The 20,871-nt window shown below is 60.7% G+C and carries 15 protein-coding genes and 2 tRNA genes; 12 read left to right on the top strand and 5 right to left on the bottom strand.

Annotated elements, in window-relative coordinates; genetic code table 11:
- Window positions 1-26 precede the first annotated feature (26 nt).
- Window positions 27-2,771, bottom strand: a complete 2,745-nt coding sequence (locus DD236_RS11565; RefSeq protein ID WP_109094554.1) for a DEAD/DEAH box helicase — start codon at window positions 2,769-2,771, stop codon at window positions 27-29.
- Between the two features lie 172 nt (window positions 2,772-2,943).
- Between DD236_RS11565 and DD236_RS11570 the strand changes: the two genes are divergently transcribed.
- Together DD236_RS11570 and DD236_RS11575 are read left to right on the top strand one after the other, a co-directional pair.
- Window positions 2,944-3,015: transfer RNA gene (locus DD236_RS11570), tRNA-Lys, on the top strand.
- 211 nt (window positions 3,016-3,226) lie between these two features.
- Window positions 3,227-4,345, top strand: a complete 1,119-nt coding sequence (locus tag DD236_RS11575; RefSeq protein WP_207785811.1) for a cytochrome P450 — start codon at window positions 3,227-3,229, stop codon at window positions 4,343-4,345.
- A 33-nt stretch (window positions 4,346-4,378) separates the two neighbouring features.
- On the opposite strand, the gene DD236_RS11580 is transcribed toward DD236_RS11575, so the two are convergent.
- Window positions 4,379-4,720 carry a hypothetical protein gene (locus DD236_RS11580; RefSeq protein ID WP_109094555.1) on the bottom strand — a complete coding sequence of 114 codons (342 nt, stop codon included), beginning with the start codon at window positions 4,718-4,720 and terminating at the stop codon, window positions 4,379-4,381.
- 455 nt (window positions 4,721-5,175) lie between these two features.
- On the opposite strand from DD236_RS11580, the gene DD236_RS11585 reads away from it, so the two are divergent.
- The 10 genes from DD236_RS11585 to DD236_RS11630 all read left to right on the top strand — a co-directional run bounded on the left by DD236_RS11585 (window position 5,176) and on the right by DD236_RS11630 (window position 17,351).
- Complete coding sequence (locus DD236_RS11585; protein WP_109094556.1) at window positions 5,176-6,273, top strand: glutathione S-transferase C-terminal domain-containing protein; 1,098 nt, start codon at window positions 5,176-5,178, stop codon at window positions 6,271-6,273.
- A complete protein-coding gene (locus tag DD236_RS11590; protein WP_109094557.1) occupies window positions 6,270-7,631 on the top strand; it encodes a GNAT family N-acetyltransferase in 1,362 nt (453 codons plus the stop codon). Before DD236_RS11585 ends, DD236_RS11590 begins: the two co-directional genes overlap by 4 nt.
- 15 nt (window positions 7,632-7,646) lie before the next feature.
- Window positions 7,647-8,723 (top strand): ABC transporter permease, encoded by a 1,077-nt coding sequence (locus DD236_RS11595; protein WP_109094558.1) that lies wholly within the window; start codon window positions 7,647-7,649, stop codon window positions 8,721-8,723.
- Window positions 8,720-9,619 (top strand): ABC transporter permease, encoded by a 900-nt coding sequence (locus tag DD236_RS11600; RefSeq protein ID WP_109094559.1) that lies wholly within the window; start codon window positions 8,720-8,722, stop codon window positions 9,617-9,619. Before DD236_RS11595 ends, DD236_RS11600 begins: the two co-directional genes overlap by 4 nt.
- Window positions 9,616-11,274 (top strand): dipeptide ABC transporter ATP-binding protein, encoded by a 1,659-nt coding sequence (locus DD236_RS11605; RefSeq protein ID WP_109094560.1) that lies wholly within the window; start codon window positions 9,616-9,618, stop codon window positions 11,272-11,274. Before DD236_RS11600 ends, DD236_RS11605 begins: the two co-directional genes overlap by 4 nt.
- 50 nt (window positions 11,275-11,324) lie before the next feature.
- On the top strand, window positions 11,325-12,995 hold the full coding sequence (locus DD236_RS11610) for an ABC transporter substrate-binding protein (protein WP_109094561.1): 1,671 nt from the start codon (window positions 11,325-11,327) through the stop codon (window positions 12,993-12,995).
- 17 nt (window positions 12,996-13,012) lie between these two features.
- Complete coding sequence (locus tag DD236_RS11615) at window positions 13,013-14,359, top strand: amidohydrolase family protein (protein WP_109094562.1); 1,347 nt, start codon at window positions 13,013-13,015, stop codon at window positions 14,357-14,359.
- Window positions 14,360-14,370: 11 nt separating this feature from the next.
- Window positions 14,371-15,813 carry a S10 family peptidase gene (locus tag DD236_RS11620; RefSeq protein ID WP_109094563.1) on the top strand — a complete coding sequence of 481 codons (1,443 nt, stop codon included), beginning with the start codon at window positions 14,371-14,373 and terminating at the stop codon, window positions 15,811-15,813.
- 113 nt (window positions 15,814-15,926) lie between these two features.
- Window positions 15,927-15,998: transfer RNA gene (locus DD236_RS11625), tRNA-Lys, on the top strand.
- Between the two features lie 171 nt (window positions 15,999-16,169).
- Window positions 16,170-17,351 (top strand): ThiF family adenylyltransferase, encoded by a 1,182-nt coding sequence (locus tag DD236_RS11630; protein WP_109094564.1) that lies wholly within the window; start codon window positions 16,170-16,172, stop codon window positions 17,349-17,351.
- Between the two features lie 46 nt (window positions 17,352-17,397).
- Here DD236_RS11630 and DD236_RS11635 read toward each other — a convergent pair whose 3' ends face one another.
- The 3 genes from DD236_RS11635 to DD236_RS11650 all read right to left on the bottom strand — a co-directional run.
- Window positions 17,398-18,969 (bottom strand): aspartate:alanine exchanger family transporter, encoded by a 1,572-nt coding sequence (locus DD236_RS11635; RefSeq protein WP_109094565.1) that lies wholly within the window; start codon window positions 18,967-18,969, stop codon window positions 17,398-17,400.
- 470 nt (window positions 18,970-19,439) lie between these two features.
- The gene (locus tag DD236_RS11645; protein ID WP_279323016.1) at window positions 19,440-20,609 is read right to left on the bottom strand and encodes an IS1249 family transposase; all 1,170 of its coding nucleotides are present in this window, start codon (window positions 20,607-20,609) and stop codon (window positions 19,440-19,442) included.
- Window positions 20,610-20,745: 136 nt separating this feature from the next.
- On the bottom strand, window positions 20,746-20,871 hold a 126-nt coding region (locus DD236_RS11650), incomplete at its 5' end, for a transposase (protein ID WP_165819916.1).

Here is a 20,871-nt window from a genome sequence, read left to right on the forward strand (position 1 = left end):
GGAAATGCACACCCTGTGGATAAGCCTTACCGCTCGCCCACGCTGACCACGCTCAGCACGAGCGCGTCTGCGGCATCGGATGCGTCGAGGTCCACGAGTGCGGAGAAGCCCCAGGAGTGGGTGGCTTCGTCGTCGTCGAAAATTTGCCGAACAAGCCAGAGCCTTCCGGGGCGGCGCCCGGAAACGAAGCGGTCGGCAATCGGACCCGGAATTCCGGCGGCCTGCAAATCTGCGGAATCCGGGCGTTCGTTGAGCTCGAAGAACTCGCTGCCGCGGGCGGCTTGCCCGATGCCGATGGATTCGAATTCGTCGAAATAGGGATCGGTGGCGTCGGCCCAGGCGTCCCCGTCCCAGACGGGCGCACCGTCCCAGAGCGGCGCCCCGCCCCCGGCCAGATCGTCGAGGAGATCGTAATCCTCGCGCTCGATGGCTTCGACGCGGCGGAACATGGCGTTGCGGATGTCGGTGCGCAGGGCGTGGAGGTTGCGTGTGTACGCGACGTGCCCGCTGGCATCGGCGCCGAACGCTAGCTCGCGCTCGCCGCCCTCGGGATCGTTGTCTAGGGCGGCTGCCTCGTCCGCGGTCACACGCCCGTCGCGGAGAGCCTCCCACTCGTCCAGCAGCGAGGAATCGACGGAACGCACCAACGCCCCGAGCCACTCAGTGATTTCGTCCAGTTCCTCGGTGCGGGCTTCGAGCGGCACCATCTGGCGCAGCGCCTTGTAGGTATCGGTGAGGTAGCGCAGCACGATGCCCTCGGAGCGCGCGATGTCATAGCGCGAAATTAGCTCGGAGAACGTGAGCGCGGTTTCCACCATCTCGCGCACCACGGATTTCGGCGAGAGCTCGTATTCATCCACCCACGGGTTGGTCTGCCGGTAGGTTTCGAGCGCGGCGTGCAGGGGCTCGGCGAGCGGCTGGGGCCAAGTGATTTCGTCAGCCTCGGCCATGCGTTGCTCGTAGCTCATGCCGGCGGCTTTCATCCGCCCGATAGCCTCGCCGCGAGCTTGACGTTGCTGGCCGTACAGCAGTGGGCGCGGATCCTCCTGCACGGCCTCCACAACGGACACCACGTCCAGCGCATACTCCGGCGAATCCTTGTCCAACAGATCCAGCGCCGCCAGTGCGAAGGGCGACAACGGCGAGTTGAGCGCGAAATCCTCCGGAACTTCGTGGGCGAACTCCACCGCCGAACGCCCGGGATGGGCTTCTTGCCACGTGAGGTCGTGGTGTACCAGTACACCAGCGCGGTGGAGGGATGAATAGATATCGAGGGCTCGCCTTATGAGGGGATTTGAGGGTGCGGGTGGTTCGTGGTTATCCGTCAGCAGCTTGATTGCGGCCGCGACCGCATCGCCGGGGCGCTGCAGAATGTTGAGGATCATGGAGTGGTTGACCTGGAGGCTGGAGGCGAGAGTCTCAGGTTTCGCGTTGATGAGGTAGTTGAACGTCTTCTCGGACCAGAGGACCACACCCTCGGGCGGCTTCACGCGTTGGACGCGCTTGAGCTTCTTGGGGTCGTCTCCGGCTTTGGCGACGCGGCGGGCATTTTCGATCTCATGCTCGGGGGCTTGGACGATCACATCTCCAGTGGTGTCGAATCCGGCGCGGCCGGCGCGGCCCGAGATCTGGTGGAACTCGCGGGCCGTGAGATGGCGGGACTTGGTGCCGTCGAACTTGGAGAGGGAGGTCAGGAGGACCGTGCGGATCGGGACGTTGATGCCCACGCCAAGGGTGTCCGTCCCGCAGATGACCTGGAGATGGCCAGCTTGGGTAAGGCGTTCGACGAGCCGGCGGTAACGCGGGAGGAGACCGGCGTGATGCACTCCGATGCCCGCGCGCAGCAGCTTCGAGAGGATCTTTCCGAAACCGGCGCCGAACTTGAAGTTGCCGATGGCTGCGGCGATGGCCGCTTTTTGCTCCTTGGTGGTGAGGGCGATCGGCTGGAGTGCCTGAGCTTGGGCCACGGCCTCGCGTTGGGAGAAATGGACAATGTAAACGGGGGAGCGGTGAGTTGAGGTGAGCTCCTTGACCAGCTCCGGCAACGGCGTGGTGGAGTAGGCGAAATTGAGCGGGACCGGGCGCTCCGCATTGGTGATGAGGCTGACTGGGCGCTTCGTGCGGCGTTCCAGATCCTTCTCGAGGAACGAGGTATCACCGAGCGTTGCCGAGAGCAACACCTGCTGCGTGGAGGTGAGCTCGAGTAGCGGAACCTGCCAAGCCCAGCCACGCTGGGGATCGCCATAAAAGTGGAATTCGTCTTGGACGAGGACGCCGATTTGAGCCGCGTCGCCCTCGCGCAGAGAGATATTGGCGACGATCTCCGCCGTTGCGCAGATGATCGGGGCTTGGCCGTTGATCGACGAATCGCCCGTCACCATGCCCACGTTCTCTGCGCCAAACGCGGCGATGAGCTCAAAGAACTTCTCAGAGACGAGGGCCTTAAGCGGCGCCGTGTAGTAGGCGGTCTTGCCGAGCGCGAGGCCCGCAAAGATTGCGGCGAGGGCCACCATCGATTTCCCCGAGCCGGTTGGCGTGGAGACAATCAGGTGATCGCCCTCAAGCGCGCCGAGCAGAGCCTCTTCCTGATGTGGGTAGAGGGGGCGGTTTGTCGATTCCGCCCACGCAACGAACTCCTCGTACACGGCGTCCTCGGGCGGCGTGTAGCCGTGCTCATCCTCCAGACGATCGAGCGCAAGGTTGAGCGGAGGCTTCGGGGCCTGACGTGCAAGCTGTTCGGCGGCAGGCTGATGGGAATCGGTGGCGGACATTCTTCTAGGGTGCCACATTCTGACCGCTGGGGTGGAGCGCACAATGTGTGGGATTTGGCTTTGCTTGGGTTTGGAGCCGTTTGCTCGCGTTGTAAAGCTCTGGCTGGAGCTAGCCGTACAGAATGCTGAGTTGCGTTGAGCGACCGAGGGGGAGTAGGTTCTCCGTGTTCGCGCACCGCTAGCTCAATGGTAGAGCATCTGACTCTTAATCAGTGTGTTCAGGGTTCGAGTCCCTGGCGGTGTACAAAGCAAGCTCGGTCGCTCCGGCAGGGGTGGCCGGGCTTAGTTTCTTTTCACCTGAGGAACTCGAACACGTAAGGGCTCAGGCAGCGTTGGAGCACCCAGAGCTGGGGCTCGGAGTTCATAGGAACCGCGGCCAGATATCAAATTGGCGTTTAGTGTTCCACATTGCATGAGCCAACGATAGGTTTGGTGGTATTTTCATAAGAAAGAACGTGAAAAACAAGGGAGGCCTCGTGCCGCAAGTGACTGAAGCAATGTGCCCGCGAGATAGTGCTGGCCGCCCAATTATCTCCGGCCACGCGGACGTTGTCATGGCCGCGACTAACCCGACCTTGTTCTCCAACGCTGTGTCTAACCACCTCCAGATTCCGAACGGGCTGGACGGCATTGAACACCGCGCATTTCGTGGAATCATCGATCCGTTCTTTACCGCCGAAAAGCTGGCGCCTCTGGCGTCCGGCCTAGAGGACCTTGCCACCGAACTCCTGAACGGCCTAGTGCAGACTCAGGATTCGTTTGACGCGGTCTCGGACTTGGGTGCCCGCTACTCTGTACGCGCACAATCTCTGTGGCTCGGATGGTCGCCAGCCTATGAAGACGAACTCCTGCAATGGGTAGAGGATAACCGTGCCGCAACGCGATCTGGTGATCGGTCCCAAACAGCTGAGGTTGCGGAGCGGTTCGATCAGATCATCCATGCCCTTCTTGATGAGCGCCGAGTGAACGTCACCCCCGAAGCGCCTCGTGATGTGACCGAGGAGCTCATGAGCGTGCAGACCGCCGATGGCAAGACGCTCACGGACGAACAACTCGTCTCCATTCTCCGCAACTGGACGGGTGGGGACCTCTCTTCGGTGGCACTGTGTGTTGGTGTGGTTGTGCATTGGCTTGCTACACACCCCGCACATCGCGACCACATCATCGCCGCATCAGATGAACAGCTTGATCGGATAATCGATGAAATACTCCGCCTCGATGATCCGTTCGTCTCTAACCGGCGCATCGCCACACGGGAGACCGAAGTAAACGGATGCCCTGTTCATCAAGGCGAGCAGGTGGTGTTGGATTGGCGGCGGGCGAATCGTGATTCGGAGGTAATCACCGACGAGGCCAGCTTCGATCCGGATGGCCACGCCGCCGCCAACCTCGTGTACGGTAATGGCCCCCACGTGTGTCCCGGGCGCCCGCTTGCAACGTTGGAGCTGCGAGTTCTGGTCCGAGCACTCTTGAACGTGGGCCACGTGAGCCTTGATGAGAGTGAATCTCCAGTGCGCGAAGAGGCGCCGGTGGCGGGCTATCGCTCGCTCAAAGTTCGAGTCACCCAGATTTAGCGACAAGTCGCCAAAAGCCAGCTTGGGTTGGCGTCAGATAGCCGGGGCAGGGGGCTCTGGAGACTGGGCGGCGTCGCTACCGTCCCCGGAGTTCACCGCCGATTCCACTGTGGAGTCCGCACCCGGTTCGGTTGTGTCAGCCTCGGAGACCTTCTTCGGATCCGCGATCTGCACATTCGCACCCAAGATCGCCCCGAATAGTGCGCCGACTCCCGCGCCCGCCAACGCCCAGCCCCACAGGCTCGCCTCTGAGGCGCCACTGAACAACCCCAATAGCACCACCACAATCACGCCGAGCACCAACGTCAACACAAACAGCTTGACGTTGAAACCCTTAGGTTTCTTGGGCGCCACAGACTCTTCCGCTTCATTCATATATTCAGGGTAGGTGATTCTGCTGTACAGATTGAACGATTCCGCCGCCAGCGTCTCACCATATGACTACCTATTGGCATTAACCCTCTAACTCCATAAGGTAAAGGTATTCAACTCGACTCAACTACGAGAGGGGCGAGCATATGCGCAAGTCAATGCTCACCGCACAACTCAGTATTAACTGTGCCTCCGCATGTTGTTGTCGAATGTGTTGCCGGTAGGCCGGCCACATTGTGCCCGCCCGTAGCCCACGATTGAGGTGTAGCAGGGCCCCGCGCGCAATCCCCGCATATATTTCCGCGGCACGATTGGCTCTTTAAGCAATTCGTCACTCCATAGAACACGTGTGGTGTTTGTGGGGATGGCGATCCGTCGTCGCTGGAAAAAAGCCCCGGCACTACCGGAACTATGCCACTTACCTAGGTTCAACGCACCCAAAATCAAGGGAGAAGACTATGTCCGTCCTGAAAACCTCAGTAGAAAACGAATTGCTCAACCCACCAGTCCGCGACGACAGCCAGACAATGCCCGAATTGGCTACGGAACAGACCCCCGATGGCGGATTCCGCCGTCAACGCAACTGGTTCACTGCCCGTTTTGGCAACGACGACGGCGGGTGGCCCGCCGAACCCGGCCGCTACCGCCTTCTGGGAAGTGTGGGATGCGGCTGGGCGCGCAGGCAGCTCATTGTTCTCCGGTTGCTCGGGCTTGAGGAAGCTTTCCCGTTCGTGCTGTTGTATGGGCGCGATTCGCAGGGGTGGCGGATTTCGGATAGTGACGGCGATGTGGTCCAGCGCTTCGGCACGGATCGGCTCAACGATTTCTATCGGGCATCGGATCCGGATTTTGTTGGCCGTGGGACCTCGCCCACCGTGATCGATACCGTGACGGGGCGGGTGGTAACAAACAATTATCACCTTTTGCCGGCGGACTTGGAGACCGCGTGGAAGCCGTTCCATAAGGCAGGTGCGCCGGATCTGTATCCGGAAGAGCTTCGCCCGGAGATCGATCTGCTGAATCAGCAGCTTTTCGACGATGTCAATAACGGCACCTACAAGGTGATTTTCGCGCGGAGTGAGGGGGCGGCTCGGGCGGCAAAGGGCGTGTTTGAGGCTCGGCTTGCCGATTACGATTTCCGGCTGGGGTCCCGGCGCTATCTCTTTGGTGATCAGTTAACGGATTCGGACGTGCGGTTGTTCCAGACGCTTTCCTCGTTTGAGCGCAACTACCGCCCGGGATTCGTCAAGCTGTTCGGGCAGGAAGAATCCGTGCAGATAAGCGGCTACCCAAATCTGTGGGCGTACGCCCGTGACCTCTTCCAGAACGGTTTCGCTGACGATCGCGAAAAGTACTTCCTCGGGCTGGTCCCCGGCCCGTCTGGCGATTACATCAACAAGGGTGTGATCTCGGGGAGCACGGATTACCTGCCTTCGCCAGAGGAATCGCTCGCGGCGTGGAAGGAGCCTGCCGGGCGTGAGGGCTTGGCGGGATCGCCGCTCTACACGGGTCCTGGCGGTGGCGGTTCGTACGAATTGTGGAGCTTCGGGCAATGAGTACCTCGGTATCCGCAACGCTCGTGGCCCCCGATCATTTGCTGAGGCTGGCGCATCCCTCCGAGTATGAGGCGTTCGGCAACATGCTTGAGGACGCGTTTACTTCCGGGTGCTGGATCACCGACGAATACAAGGCGGGATTGCACTCGATTACCGAGCGTGCCGAAGCCAGCTATGTGTGGGTGGTAGAGCAGCTTTCAACGCGGTCTCTGGTGGCGGGCGTTCTGACTCCGCACACCGATCGGATCCGCAACGGTGTCTCTACCTTCAATATTCTGGGAGTGGCCGCGGCGGGCCGTGGGCGCGGGCTCGGGCACAAGCTGGTTGCCCACGCTATCGAGGAGGCCCGGTTCAACGGCGCCGAGACAATCTCGATCAATTCCAGCCCGCACATGACGCACGCCCACCAGCTCTACTACAACCACGGTTTCGTCCGGCGCATAGAGCGCGAGACGAAAGTGGTAGATGGGGGCCAGCGGCTCTACTCGTTTGAGCTCCGCCTTGAGCCGCCTACCGGGCCCGCCCTGAGTTCGGTTCAACGGGGGATCTCGCAGGATTCCCCAATTCTTGACCAAACGCTCCGAAGGAACATCATGGCAGCACTACCGTTTGCGGCCCGGCCCGAAGGCTCGGTCGCCCAGATCCTAGAAGAGGACTTCGCGGGTTCGAACGCCCCGCTAGTTCTCAAGCTCGATCCCACAGCGCCGGAGCACCTCGTAATTCGCATCCTCATCAGGATCCTCGGGCTCTCTGAGGATTTCGAGTTGGTGGCTAAGGAGGCTGCTTCGGCCGCACCGGTCGGTGCTCCTACGGAGGCGATTATCGAGGCGCTACTGACGGCGTCCATCCAAGAAGGAAACCCCAACGCGGCCTGGCTCGTGGCGCAAACTGCCGAACACGAGGCCCAGCGGCTTTCGGCCACCATCTCCGAAGATCTTGTGGAGGGTGCGCGGCGGGCGGTAGCAGCCGAATCTGACGAAGAACGTGAGGCCTATGCCAGGTTGATCTACGCCCGGCTGGGTGTACTGGACGCCGCTCTGGCCGATCCCGAAGCGTATCTGGTTGGCACGCGCGCCTCTCTGGTGGATGTTCAGCTCTTCGGCTTCCTCGCACTGTTCGATCTGACGCTGCGCCCGAAGTTCGGCTGGGGTGCGGCGTCTATCCGCGACTACCCCAACCTGTGGCGCTATGCCCGCAAACTAGCCCAACTCGACGGGCTACTCGCGGCCAGCGACCGCCCGTGGATTGGGCTGAGCCAGGCACCGAATGCCGCTGGCGTATCGGCTGCCGCAGAACTCATCGAGGCGTGGGACATCCCGTATCGCATCCATGAGCCAATCGACGGCGTGCTCGTCTGAGCTTCAGGAGGGTACATGTCTATCGATACGCATTACGTGGCAGAGTTCAAGGCTGGTGCCGCTGAGGCTAAGCCGAATGCCAGCACGCCAAAATCTGATGGCGGCGCTCTGGTTTCGGGCATCACCCGAGCCGCGAAAGCTAGGATCCTTGCGCGCCGGACACTATGGCAGCTTGGCGGCGCGCTGATTGTCCTCTGGGCGGCAATCACTCTGGCGTTCTTCGCGATTCACTTCGCGCCCGGCGATACGGCCTCGATGCTGCTGGGCCAAGACAATCGCAACGATCCGGCGCTTCGCGCACAGGCGATCGAGCGGTGGGGACTGGATAAGCCTGTCTGGGAGCAGTACATCGGCTACCTCACGGGCGTGCTGCGCGGGGATCTAGGCGAATCCTATGTGCTCCGCCGCCCCGTCGCCGAGGTTTTGGGTGAGCAGCTCCTGCCCACCATCCAACTGGCGCTAGCCGCGACGGTGCTGGCGCTGCTTATTGCGTTCGTCGCCGCATTGGTGACGTCTGGGCGCGGCGGGCTTCTGCGCTCGCTGTGGCGCGGGGGCGAGCTCGTGCTCGTGTCCCTTCCTCCCTTCTGGTTCGGCATTCTTCTCCTCGCGGTCTTCTCGTTTAATCTCGGCTGGTTCCCAGTGTCCGGCGCGGGATCGTTCGCCGCGCTGGTTCTGCCGGCGTTCGCGATGGCGGTGCCCACCGGCGCGTATTTGGGCCAAGTTTTCCGGGAGGGCGCCGAACGTTCGCTGGAGGCCCCGTACTCGGTTACGGCTCGTTCGCGGGGGCTCGGCGAGTGGCGCCTGTGCACCCACCATTCGCTGCGCCACGGTTCCCTGCCGGTGGTTACCCTCACCGGCCTCACCGTGGGTGGCATGCTCGGCGGCGCCGTCATCACGGAGAAGGTTTTTGGCCGCCCCGGTATCGGCCAAGTGGCCGTAGCCGCCGTGAACGAAAAGGATATCCCCGTGATTCTGGGAGTTGCGATTCTAGCGACCGCGGTTTTTGTTGTGGCGACGACGACGGCAGACCTCATCCTCACCGCCCTCGATCCGCGACTACGCCAAACGACCTCTGGAGGGACTGAGAAATGAGCACGCTAGCGAATGAAAAGGCGCAGGGGCGCCGGATTGGACCGGTGTACTTTACCGGAGCGCGTGTGCACGGCCGCCGGCGGGGGACCCACAGAGTTCCCATCTCAGTGGGTATCGGCCTTGTGATCGTGGCCGTTGCAGCTGTTGCGGTGATATGGCCGGGCCTGCTAACGGGCGTGGATCCCTACGTATCAGACCCGCTCAACGTCAATCAGGCGCCCTCCGCCGATCATCTCTTCGGTACTGACGCACTGGGACGCGACGTGCTTGCTCGGGTGGTGTACGGGGCGCGGTACTCGTTGGCGATCGGCGTTGGGGCCACTGTGCTGGCGCTCGCGATCGGAGCAATGATCGGCCTTGTCTCTGGCATCAGCCCGAGGTGGCTGGACCAAGTCCTTACCCGAGCAACCGACGTGATCGCGAGCTTTCCAGAGATCCTTCTAGCCCTAGTGCTCGTGGCGTTCACCGGGCCGGGCATCGGGAACCTGATTCTTGCTCTCGGAGTTGCCGGAGCACCGCGATATGCGAGGCTCCTGCGATCCGAGGTGAAGATCGCGCGGACCTCCGGCTATGTGGAACAGGCGCGAACGTTCGGCATGTCCATGCCGCGCGTTGTTACCCAACACATTCTTCCTAACGCACTCGGGGTGATCCCCGTTGTGGCAACCATCGGGCTGGGCGGGGCAATCATCGGCGCAGCCGCCCTCAGCTTCATCGGGATGGGGCCGCAACCGCCAATCCCCGAGTGGGGATCGATGCTAGCCGAATCCCGGCAGTACCTAAGGATCGCGTGGTGGACCGCGGTGTTCCCGGGTGTTGCCCTCACAGCGATCATCGTCTCGTCAACAATCATCGGGCGCTACTTGCAGGCGCGCCACGAAAGAAGGAACTCATGAGTCTCTCAATTCTGGAACGCCCCCGCATCCAAGAGGCGCGCGGTCAGGCAGGTCAGCCGCTCGTGGAGGTGCGAGACCTGAACGTCCGGTTCGCCGGAAGTAGGCGCACCATACATGCGGTACGAGGAATCGATCTGACGATTTATCCCGGTGAAGTCGTGGCGATCGTTGGTGAATCCGGTTCAGGTAAGTCCGTGACCGCGCGGACCTTGGCTGGCTTGACCGGCGACGGCTCGCAGATTGATGCCGCGGAATTCACCATCGGTGGGAAGAATGCCTTGGAGTTTAAGGAGCGCCAGTGGCGGGCCGTGCGGGGCAGGCAAATAGGGCTTGTTCTTCAGGACGCCCTCGTGTCCCTTGACCCGCTTCGGCGCATCGAACAGGAAGTAGCCGAGCCGCTGACAACCCACGGCTTGGTCAAGCGGCGCGACGTCCGCGCGCGGGTGAACTCGCTTCTTGGCGAAGTGGGTATGGATGATCCGGAGATTCGTGGAAAGCAGTATCCCAATGAGCTTTCTGGAGGGCTGCGCCAGCGTGCCCTGATCGCAAGCGCAATCGCCGCGGATCCCCAGTTGATCATCGCGGATGAGCCAACCACGGCCCTAGACGTAACCGTTCAGGCGCAGGTGATTGAGCTCCTGAAAGCCCGGCGCGATGCCGGCACAGCGCTCCTGATCATTTCTCACGATCTTGCGGTGGTATCAAGCATCGCGGACCGGATCCTCGTCATGAACAACGGTGAGCTTGTGGAGCAGGGGAGTGTGGAGCAAGTGCTCGGGCGTCCGCAGAATGCCTACACCAAGATGCTCATTGCCGCGGTGCCCTCACGCGACGCAAACCCGTGGAGCGAACTATCTGGAGATCAGCAGACGCGGAGCTCGGATGCTCCATTAATTCAGGCATCTGGACTCTCCAAGGCGTTCAAGGCACCGGGTGGCAAGCGCCGCCTCGCGGTCCGCGACGTCGATTTCCAGTTGTACCACGGCGACAAGCTGGGCATCGTGGGGGAGTCCGGCTCAGGAAAGTCCACGCTTGCGCGCCTCCTTCTGGGGCTGACCGAACCCGATGCCGGCGAGGTGAGCGTGGACGGGCACCGCTGGGGCGGATCGCGTGTGGACAGGGAGCTGCGCCAGCGGATCCAATTCGTGGCGCAAGATCCCACGGGCTCCTTTGATCCCCGATATACCGTTGAGGAGATCATTCGCGAACCGTTGAGGCTTGCTGGTGTATCACGCGAGGAGCAGGAGGCTCGGATTGCTGAACTCCTCGAGCTCACCGCGCTGGGCCCCGATGTCCTATCCGCTCACCCTAGGGAACTCTCGGGCGGGCAGCGCCAGCGGGTGTCTATTGCTCGCGCGCTCGCGCTGCGGCCCGAGGTTCTCGTATGCGACGAACCCGTTTCGGCGCTCGATGTGTCCGTTCAGGCGCAGATCCTGAACCTGCTCAACGATCTGTCACGCCGCACGGGAACATCCCTCATTTTTATCTCGCATGATCTTGCGGTTGTGCACCAATTGGTTGATCGAGTGATCGTGATGAAAGACGGGAGGATAGTCGAATCTGGACCAGTAGACGCCGTGTTTGAAACACCCGGCCACCCCTACACCCAGAAGCTTATGGCGGCGATCCCGCGGCTCAGCGTCAATGGCAAATAGCCGCAGAACACCAAGCACTCACGCAATCCACCACAACAAGGAAACACATCATGATTAAGGAAAACTCTGTCTCCACACGGGGCCATATTCGGCGCAGGATTAAGGCGGCAGGAGCACTGGTAGCCGCCGCACTGGTTGTTGCTGCTTGCGGCTCAAGCACGGCCAGCGAGAGTACTGCCGAAGCGCAGACCTCTGGAGGGACCGTTACGTGGGCCGTGGAAAGCGAACCCACAACTCTCAACCCCCAGCTCAATGGCGGGGCGGCGGCCAAGCACATTCTCCGCAACGCCTTTGATTCCTACCTCTTCAAGAACGGGGACGGGGAGTATGAACCTTGGCTGGCCTCCGAGTATTCGCAATCCGAAGATGGCAAAACAATCACGTTGACATTGCGCGATGATGTCACGTTCTCCAATGATGAGAAGCTGGACGCCGACGCCGTAGTTGCCAACTTTGATGTGCTGACCTCAGATGATTACGGGAATAGCGGGCAGGCGGGAATAGCCTCACTCGAGAGCTACCGCGCAGTGGACGATCAGACTGTGGAGTTCACGCTCGCCCAGCCGGACGCGCTCTTCCTCGACTATTTGAGCGGGTTGGGATCGGCGCCCTTGGCCCATGCCTCTCTGGAAAGCGAGAAGCTTGAATCGGGAGGAACGGAGATCTATGGAACTGGCCCGTTTGTCCTTGACTCGTGGAACCAAGGCCAAGACATCAAGTTCTCCAAGCGGGACGGCTACGCTTGGGCGCCCGAGGAGCTAGCAACGCAAGATGGTGAGGCCTACCTCGATTCAGTCACATACCAAATCCTTGCTGAGAACTCCACGCGAACCGGCGCATTGAGCTCCAATCAGGTTGATGCCATCAGCGGTATACCCGCCGTAGACGTTTCGCTCTTTGACGGACAAGAAGGCTTTGTTTATGAGAAGGGGCAGGCCGTTGGCTCCCCATACTCTCTCTACCTCAACGTGAGCCGTCCGGGCCTCGAAGAGAAGGACGTTCGGGAAGCTATCCGGCAGGGAATTGACCTCGACGCTCTGCTCGATTCGGTGTATCACGGGCAGGTGGATCGCGCCTGGAGCTCCATTTCCCCGGGCACTCCTTACTATGACGAATCGCTGGAGAATTCTGTACCCTACGACGTGGATAACGCCAACGATCTCCTAGATAACGCTGGATGGGACGAGCGAGATTCGCAAGGCTATCGAGTGAAGGACGGCGAGCGCCTGACGGTTCGTGCTGTTAGCGCAGCGCCCTATGTTCGCGATAACCGCGACATCCTTCTCCAGGCAATCGGGGCCTCGCTCAAGAATGATCTAGATATTGAGTTCGTGTTCGAGGCAGTAGATCTGGGAACGGAGGAGGAACGTGCGGAGGCCAACGCATATGAGGTATTTGATAACTCATACAATTCCTCGGATCCCGCGGCCTCGTACGATGTTTTGTATTCCTCGGATCCTGCGCGCGGATACATCGCACGTGGAAAGTTTGATGACTCCACAATCGATGACTTACTAGACAAGGGCCGGTACACAACGGATCTGGAGCAGCGTGAGGAAGTGTATACAGAGCTCCAGAGCTACATCAGCGAACAGGCTTATCAGATACCTCTTTATATCCCTACTGACACGGTGGCACACACGGATAAGGTAGACGGACTGGTATTCGATCCCTCGTCCGGGTTCGTGTGGAGTGCCTACACCGTGTCTGTTAATAACTAATTCGAGCGTGAGGGTATATGTCTAAGAATCAATCCGGCACCTACCGGCTAGATAACCCAATTCAGCAGCCAACCGACAGAGTGATCACCGCCAAGCGGATCTTCACAGGGCGGCGCGGCGGAACCATCGCTGATGCGGCTGTGGCAATTCAGCGGGGGCGCATCGCCTGGGTTGGTTCAGCAGGCGAGCTCCCGGCAGAGTACGGTGCGCTCCCCGTCGAATCCCATCCCGAGGCCACGCTAACGCCGGGATTCGTTGAAACGCATGCCCATTTGGGAGGTTTCGCCTACGAATTCGATCCTGACGTTCCAGAGCCCGAGCGTCACGATCAGGGCTGGCATGCGCTCACGTCTCTTGCACCGGCGCGGCAACTCGCATCCGTAGGTGTCACAACCGTGCAATCTCTTGGGGCGCGCAACTTCGCGGACGTTGTTCTTCGCGAGGTAATCGACCATCAGATTGTGGCCGGGCCGCGGATCGTGGCTTCCGGACCTCAGCTGACAACCTCCGGTGGGCACTCGTGGCCCACCGGAGGAGAGGTCGATTCGATCACCGAAATCAAGAAGAAGATCCGCGATCACCACAAGGCTGGCGTGGACGTGATCAAGGTGATGGCCACCGGCGGGTTTGGAACATTCGGCTCGGCGCCATGGAACGCGCAGTTCACCACGGAGGAGCTGCGCGCGCTGGTAGAGGAGGCGCACCGCCTCGGGAAGCGGACTGCCGCCCATGCCCATGGGACTCAGGGAATCAGGCGAAGCGTGGAGGCGGGGATCGATTACATCGCACATGCCACCTTCATTTCTGAGGACGGCATCACACGCTTTGATCCGGCGCTCGCGGATCAGATTGCAGAGAAGGGAATCTTCGTGGATCCGTGCAGTCCACCGTCGTATCCAGCCGTAGAAGGGGAGACGAGCACTCCACGGGCGAAGGAACTCTATGACCACGGCGTGAAGATCGTGCTAGGCCACGATATCGGTGCTGTCCTGCCGCCCAGCGGTTATCTCTACGGAATGGAGCAGCTCGTGGCCTCCGGCCTACCCGAAGAAGAGGTGCTGATTGCTGCAACTTCGCGAGGTGCTGCGGCCGTGGGACTAGCGGGCGTCACCGGCGTGATCGAAGCAGGATATGAGGCAGACCTCCTCGTGATCCGTGGAAACCCGATAGAAAACATCGCTGATACGAAGAACCTCGACGAGGTGATCATCGGTGGGTTCACGTTCCAACGCGATCACGTTGAGCCCTTCGATCCCGCAAACCGCTGGTCGAATTTCGAGCTGAAGCCACGGCTGAGCGGCCTCGATGCGCGCACCCAGTGGGTTGAGCGGGCCGAACGCGCGGCGTCGCACCCGATTGATTGAGGGGCGCCACGTTGGAGGAAGAGACAAACGGGGAGACCACGGAAGATTCCTTCGCGATCACCCACCACACGATACGGGTTGGTGGGGAGAGCCTAGAGTACACCGCAACGGCGGGATACTTGCCGATCCGTGAAGAGCCTGAACTATCTGGACTCAGCACGCCGCCCAGCGCGGCCAACATATTCGTCACCGCATATACGGTGGCGGTCCGTGATGATGAACCGCCCCGGCCCGTCATCTTCGCCTACAACGGCGGCCCAGGGTCCACATCCATGTGGCTGCATCTAGGCTTCTTCGGTCCACGCAGGGTGATCGCGACAGACGGACTACGCCCCATCGGCCCGCCGTATGCCCTAGTTGATAATGACGAGACGCCGTTGAGGTACGGAGACGTCGTCGTCGTTGATCTTGTCAATACTGGATACTCACGAATGGAAACGGACGAACCAGCTGATACGTACCACGGAGTTACCCGGGACGTAGATCTTACCGCGGAAGTAATTCGGCTGTGGGTCACGCGTAATCAGCGCTGGAACTCGCCGGTACTCCTCGCCGGAGAATCGTATGGGGTGCTGCGGACGGCGAAGGTGGCCGAGCGTCTGATTAGCCGGCACGGGCTGTATCCGGCCGGACTGGTACTGATATCTTCGCCGATTGGTCCCGATTCAATGGACTTCGGGCCGGGCGCGGTCCTTTCCTATCCGGCGTTCCTTCCCAGTTATGCCGCCGTGGCCCACTACCACGGGCACCGCCCAGACCGAACTCTGGCGGAAGTGATTGATGAAGCCGAGCAGTTCGCGGCCCGCGAGTACGTGCCGCTACTTCAGGCAGGGAACCGGCTGACCGATCCGAAGCTCAAGGTGGCCGCGCAGCGGTTGGCGCAGATAACAGGGCTTTCGGCCGATTATCTAGTGCGGACCCGGCTGAGGATCACGAACAACAGATTCTTCGTGGAGCTGTTGCGCTCGCGCGGGCAAATCATCGGGCGCAATGACGGCCGATTTATCGGGTGGAACGCCGATACGGCAGGGGAATTGGCACACTCGGATCCGGCGTATGACGTGATTCGGGGTGCCTTCGCCAGCGCGATGAACCACTACGTCCGCACCGAGTTGGGATACATCAACGATCTTCCGTACGAGGTTACCACCGCGCGGGCGCGCCCATGGCAGACAGATCCGGGTCAGGGATTCTCCGCCGTAGATTCCCTAGGCATCGCGTTGCGCAAGCACCCGCGGATGCTCATCAACTACTCGCTTGGGTACTACGACTTGTGTACGCCATACTGGGGCGCGGAATGCGATCTAGCGCAAGTTGATATTCCGCCGGAGCTGATGGCAAATATCGAGGTGCAGCACTACGCTTCCGGGCACATGATCTACCTCGATGATTCTGCGCGGGTCGAGCAGGCAAAGAATCTGGAGGCCTTCGTGGGGCGTGTGGCCAGTTTCTAGGCGTATCCCCACTCCCGTTGAGCAGCATATTTGCTCGAAGTGAGTGATACGTCGCAAACCGCTCGCTAAAGTTGCGAGGTGCTGGGTTCGTGAGTAAATTATTAGCTTGTTAAGCACCGCTAGCTCAATGGTAGAGCATCTGACTCTTAATCAGTGTGTTCAGGGTTCGAGTCCCTGGCGGTGTACAGAGCAAGGTTTGGCCTCCGGAAACGGGGGCCAAACCTTTTTCGCATTCAGTCGCATAGATTTGACGCAATCCCGGGAAATTCTGCGAGATTTGACGCAAACCCGGGATGGGGGACGTCCTATTTTTCACGGTTTGATCCGTGCCCCCAGATCTGTCCTACGATGAGAGTATGACTCTTACGCCGTTGGCCGCCGCCGGTCCCGATCTGACATCCTCCCAACGCGAGCGTTACGCCCGCCAACTGAGGTTGCCCGGATTCGGGGAAGACTCCCAACGCCGCCTCGCCTCCGGCCGCGTCCTAGTAGTGGGTGCCGGGGGTTTGGGTTCGCCCGCACTCCTGTACTTGGCCGCCGCGGGAGTTGGAACGATTGGGATTATCGACGACGACGTCGTGGACCTCACCAATCTCCACCGCCAAGTTATCCATACAACTGCTGAGGTCGGGGTTCCCAAGACGGCGAGCGCCGCCAAGGCAATACACGATCTCAATCCCGAGGTCCGCGTGATCGAGCATGCCTGCCGTATCACCGAAGATAACGCTCAAGAGATTATCTCGGATTACGACCTTGTGCTGGACGGCACGGACAATTTCCTGACCCGCTACACCGTTGATGCCGCGTGCTCGCAGCTTTCGGTCCCGGAGATCTGGGGCTCGATTCTGCGGTACTCGGCGCAGGTATCGGTGTTTTGGACGGGCCCGAACGCCACGGCCCACGGTGTTCCTGAACCGGGCGTGTGCCTACGGGACTTGTTCCCCACGCCGCCGCCTCCCGGTAGCACGCCTAGCTGCGGCGAGGCCGGTGTGCTCGGACTCTTGTGCGGGCAGGTCGGCTCCGTTATGGCTGGCGAAGCTATCAAGCTCCTGACCGGCACGGGCGATCCGCTGATCGGCCGAATCTTGGTGCTGGATGCCGCAAGCACCACATATACCACGATTCCGCTGCGCGGATCGTTGGATCGCCCCGCCCCGCTCGGGGGCCAAGAGCTGACTGACGCCTGCACACTCACCCCGCGGGTCGCCACCATCGACGTGGCGAAACTACACGATTTGCTTGAGGCACGCACGGCTGGAGACGCCACCTTCAACCTGCTGGATGTACGCGAAGATGACGAATGGGAGATTAACCGGCTAGACGGTGCGGTCCACATCCCACTTGGCTCGGTGCTAGACGATCCATCCGCCGCCATCTCACAGATGCCCTCCGGCCCTGTCTATGTATATTGCCTTGGTGGGGTGCGCTCGCTCAAGGCGGCAGAGGCCATCGCGGACGCCGGAACTACGGCAATCAGTGTGGATGGTGGAATTCGTGCTTGGTGGACCGAGATCGATCCGACTATGGCGCGCTACTAGAAACCCGCTACTAGAACCCGGTACTAGAACGGCGCGACTTCAAGCTTTAGAGCGCCCATAGAATCGGAACCAGCACGATCTTGACCACGATGGAGAAAGCGAACAACGCGGCGTAGGCGGATTCGATGCGCTCGTCGGCCACTTTACTGGCAGCTGCCTCCAGAACGGCGGGCTGTCCCAAGAAACCGGCGACTCCACCGGCGGTGCGCGGCGCCGAGAGCTTGATGATCCACCGTCCGCCGATCACAACACCTAGGCAGGCCACTAGTGACACGATCAGCGCGAGCAATCCGGCGCGCCACGCCATCGGCGAGGTTAAGATACTTGCGAACTTGGGCCCCGCGGTCAGCCCTAGCCCAGCCAAGAACAGCAAAAGTCCGAGCTGGCGGATGGTGAGGTTGGCGGCCTCGGGAAGAGTCCAGACGAGCGGGCCGGTTTTGCGCAGGGCCCCAAGCATCATCCCCACAATGAGCGGCCCTGCCGCTGGCCCGAGCGAGAAGGATTCGCCACCGGGCATCGGGAAACTAACTAACCCGAGGAAGATGCCGAGCACTAGGCCCAGTCCGAGCGCCAGCGCGTCCACCTCGGACACCCGCCGTTCAGAATCACCAAACAGATCCTGCACGGCATCGAGCTGATCACGTGGCACCACAACGGCCACGCGATCTCCCAGCTGTAACGCGAAATCGTCACGTGCCACGAGGTCAAGATCGCCGCGCTTGACCCGGGTAACAACCGCTCCATATGTGGCGGGAAGGTTGAGTTCGGCGATGGTGCGCGAGGCAACATCTGGGTTGGACACAACCACCCGCTCGAAGTCCACGTCGCTTCGATCGTCTGCCAAATGCGAGGCCTTGACGGTCCCGATGCGTTCCACCGCGGAGTCCACCGCGCTCGGAAGCCCCACAACCACAACCTCGTCCCCAGCCTCCAAGTCCTCGCCGGGGATTGCCACTCGCATGGTGTCGCCCCGATGCAGGTAGGAGACTCGTACGTCCTGTGCCTTCCACTCGGGGATATCTCGCAGGTTCACCCGGTCGGAAATCACCACAGTCTTGGCGGCCAGCCCCAGCCCGGCTAGAGAAGGCGTGTCCTTTTCCCCAGTCCACTTCCGCCCCACAACCATGGATACCACGAGGATCCCCACGATCACGCCGATCGGATAGCCGAACGCGTAGCCAACGGAAGGCTCCTCGGTCCCGGCCATTCGCGTGGCCGCGTCGAGTGCAGGCGCCGCCGTTAGCGCCCCGGTAAACAGGCCGGTTGCCAGCGCCTTCGGCACATCCAGCACCGCTGCCAGAGCAAAGGTAGCCACCGCCCCCACCACGGAACACACTGCCGCCACAGAAAGGAGTGGCAACTGCATTCTGAGCTGGCTAAAGAACGCAGCGCCGGCCCCGACGCCCACCGTGTACACGAACAGCGCCAGACCAAGGGATTGGACAATCTCCATTCCGTCGCCCAGCTCCGGGGCAGCGGCAGACAGCGCCAACCCCACAAAGAGCGCGCCTGCCGCGCCGAACCGGATCTTCCCGAACGGGATGGAGCCAATAATGGCCCCCACGGTCACCACAATGAACAGGGTGAGTAGGGGATTGTCTGCGAGTATCTCGATCACGGTTCACCATCCTAGTGAGTACCGCACCGGCCCGCCCCCAGTCTTCACCGCCGCGATGTGTATCTTCGGCAACAGGGGGTGTTCCTATATAGTTTGTCAACCTTGTGGGTGTGGGTTGAAGGGGTAGTCAAGATGTCTGGTTTGTTTCTGTGGTGTTGTTTTGCGGGCATGGGTATTAGCCGTTTGGGATGTCCCAATCGGCTTTGCTGATAGCGGTGTGTTTATGCGGCGGTGACCTCCGACTGGGGCTCGCGGTAGAACTCGTGATTTTTCATCATGGCGAACAAGACGTTGAGCCGTCGGCGCGCTAGGGCTACGACTGCGGCGTTATGCCTTTTGCCTTCGTTTCGCTTTCGCTCGTAGAATTGGCGTGAACGCTCGTGGAATCTGATCGATGCAAAAGACGATTGCCATAGGGCGTTCTTGAGTTATAGGCCTAAACGTGGTGTTTTAGCGGCGTGTTGTGGGTGTTATTTGGAGCATCCTGCCCAGCCTTTTCGAGTCCAGAGGCCTTCTTCTGCACTCAATGCGGTGCCATAGCGTTGGGGTTCATCGCTTGAAGGTGCTGGCTGCTGTTTCTTTTTCGGGATGAGGCGTCGGGCGGGTCTGCCGGCCTTCTCCCACTGGGTGAGGATCTCGCGCGAGGAGCGGGGAAACTCGCAGTGGGTGTAGCAGTACCAGTCGATCGCGGTGATCATGTGGGCCTGCGATAGGCCTCGGTGGTAGAGCAAGACGGAGCGTAGACAATTGTTGAAAGACTCGACCGGATTCGTGGTCTTATGACGCGGGGTATCGAATTCAAGAAAAGCAAACAGATGTCCCTTGCCGTGCAGGGACGCGAGGCGGCGGTAGACACGTCTGTCGCGTTCGTGGGTGTACCACCATTTCTGGTTGCTGCGCCGCTGGGAGGGCGGGACATCGTGGGCATAGGTACGTTCCTTGAGATAGCTCCCGTACTCGGTGTTGAACTCGATGAGCAGTTTGACCCAGGTGGCAGCCTCCTCTTTCGTTGTCACTTTCAACAGGCGACGTGATAGCTCTAGAAGGGCCTTGCCTGCCGGGGTGTTCGGGCGGGACGTGAGATCGCGCAGGTTGTTGCGGTGGACATGGACCAGACAGCGTTGGACCGGGACCTGAGGCCAGAGTTGCTTGAGTGCTTTAGCGGCTCCGCCGTGTCCGTCGGTGGTGACCAAATCCGGGGGCGGAATCTGTGATAGCAGAGCAGTGTAGGCCGCACTGTTTTCGCGGCGGCACCACTGCCTTGCCACGACGTGGGCGCCGTTGTGTGCAACAAGCAGACACCAGTTGTAGGGCAGGTAGATCCCGTCGATAAACAACTGGTCATAGATTTCCCCGGTGATTTCAATAGCGGGTGTTGGGACCGTCCAGCACCAGGCCCAGCGCCGGCGTAGCCCGCGTCCAGTGTTGCCGGAGATCTCAGCTTGGAAGAGCTTACCGGCCAGGTAGGACAGAAATGTTGTGAAGATAGTCAGGGCGGATTGGTCAGAACGTGGGGCTGTGCTGCTGGCGCGACACGAGGTGCATTTCCATCGTTGGGAACCCGCAGCAGTCTTGCCTGACTTGATCATGGGTTCATGGCAGATAGGACACCGGCGGGCACGCGTGGATCGTTTTCTCACGAGTATCTAGACAAGCGGTACCGGCGTGCTTGTTTGTCAACGACCCTCCGTCTTTATGCCCCCACCACCATAAAACCCACGGCTTTCCTGTGCCCTACCAACCCAAACCCAGATCATAAACACCACGTTCAGGCCTTTAACCCGCGTTCTTTAATTTCTTGTTTCCGGCACGGTTGAGCGAATTGGACATAATCGATGTCCCGGATTGGTTGGTCCTAGGTGATAGCCCAGCATAGGAAGCCAGGTGACCGGCGGTAGGAAA

This window comes from Ancrocorticia populi (assembly GCF_003123745.1).
Classification (GTDB): domain Bacteria; phylum Actinomycetota; class Actinomycetes; order Actinomycetales; family Actinomycetaceae; genus Ancrocorticia; species Ancrocorticia populi.

Bases quoted from the DNA above. Each gene is read 5' to 3' on its own strand.
- DD236_RS11630 (WP_109094564.1), top strand. From the start codon at position 16,170: ATGACTCTTACGCCGTTGGCCGCCGCCGGTCCCGATCTGACATCCTCC.
- DD236_RS11610 (WP_109094561.1), top strand. From the start codon at position 11,325: ATGATTAAGGAAAACTCTGTCTCCACACGGGGCCATATTCGGCGCAGG.
- DD236_RS11565 (WP_109094554.1), bottom strand. From the start codon at position 2,771: ATGTCCGCCACCGATTCCCATCAGCCTGCCGCCGAACAGCTTGCACGT.
- DD236_RS11600 (WP_109094559.1), top strand. From the start codon at position 8,720: ATGAGCACGCTAGCGAATGAAAAGGCGCAGGGGCGCCGGATTGGACCG.
- DD236_RS11580 (WP_109094555.1), bottom strand. From the start codon at position 4,720: ATGAATGAAGCGGAAGAGTCTGTGGCGCCCAAGAAACCTAAGGGTTTC.
- DD236_RS11585 (WP_109094556.1), top strand. From the start codon at position 5,176: ATGTCCGTCCTGAAAACCTCAGTAGAAAACGAATTGCTCAACCCACCA.
- DD236_RS11615 (WP_109094562.1), top strand. From the start codon at position 13,013: ATGTCTAAGAATCAATCCGGCACCTACCGGCTAGATAACCCAATTCAG.
- DD236_RS11590 (WP_109094557.1), top strand. From the start codon at position 6,270: ATGAGTACCTCGGTATCCGCAACGCTCGTGGCCCCCGATCATTTGCTG.
- DD236_RS11595 (WP_109094558.1), top strand. From the start codon at position 7,647: ATGTCTATCGATACGCATTACGTGGCAGAGTTCAAGGCTGGTGCCGCT.
- DD236_RS11605 (WP_109094560.1), top strand. From the start codon at position 9,616: ATGAGTCTCTCAATTCTGGAACGCCCCCGCATCCAAGAGGCGCGCGGT.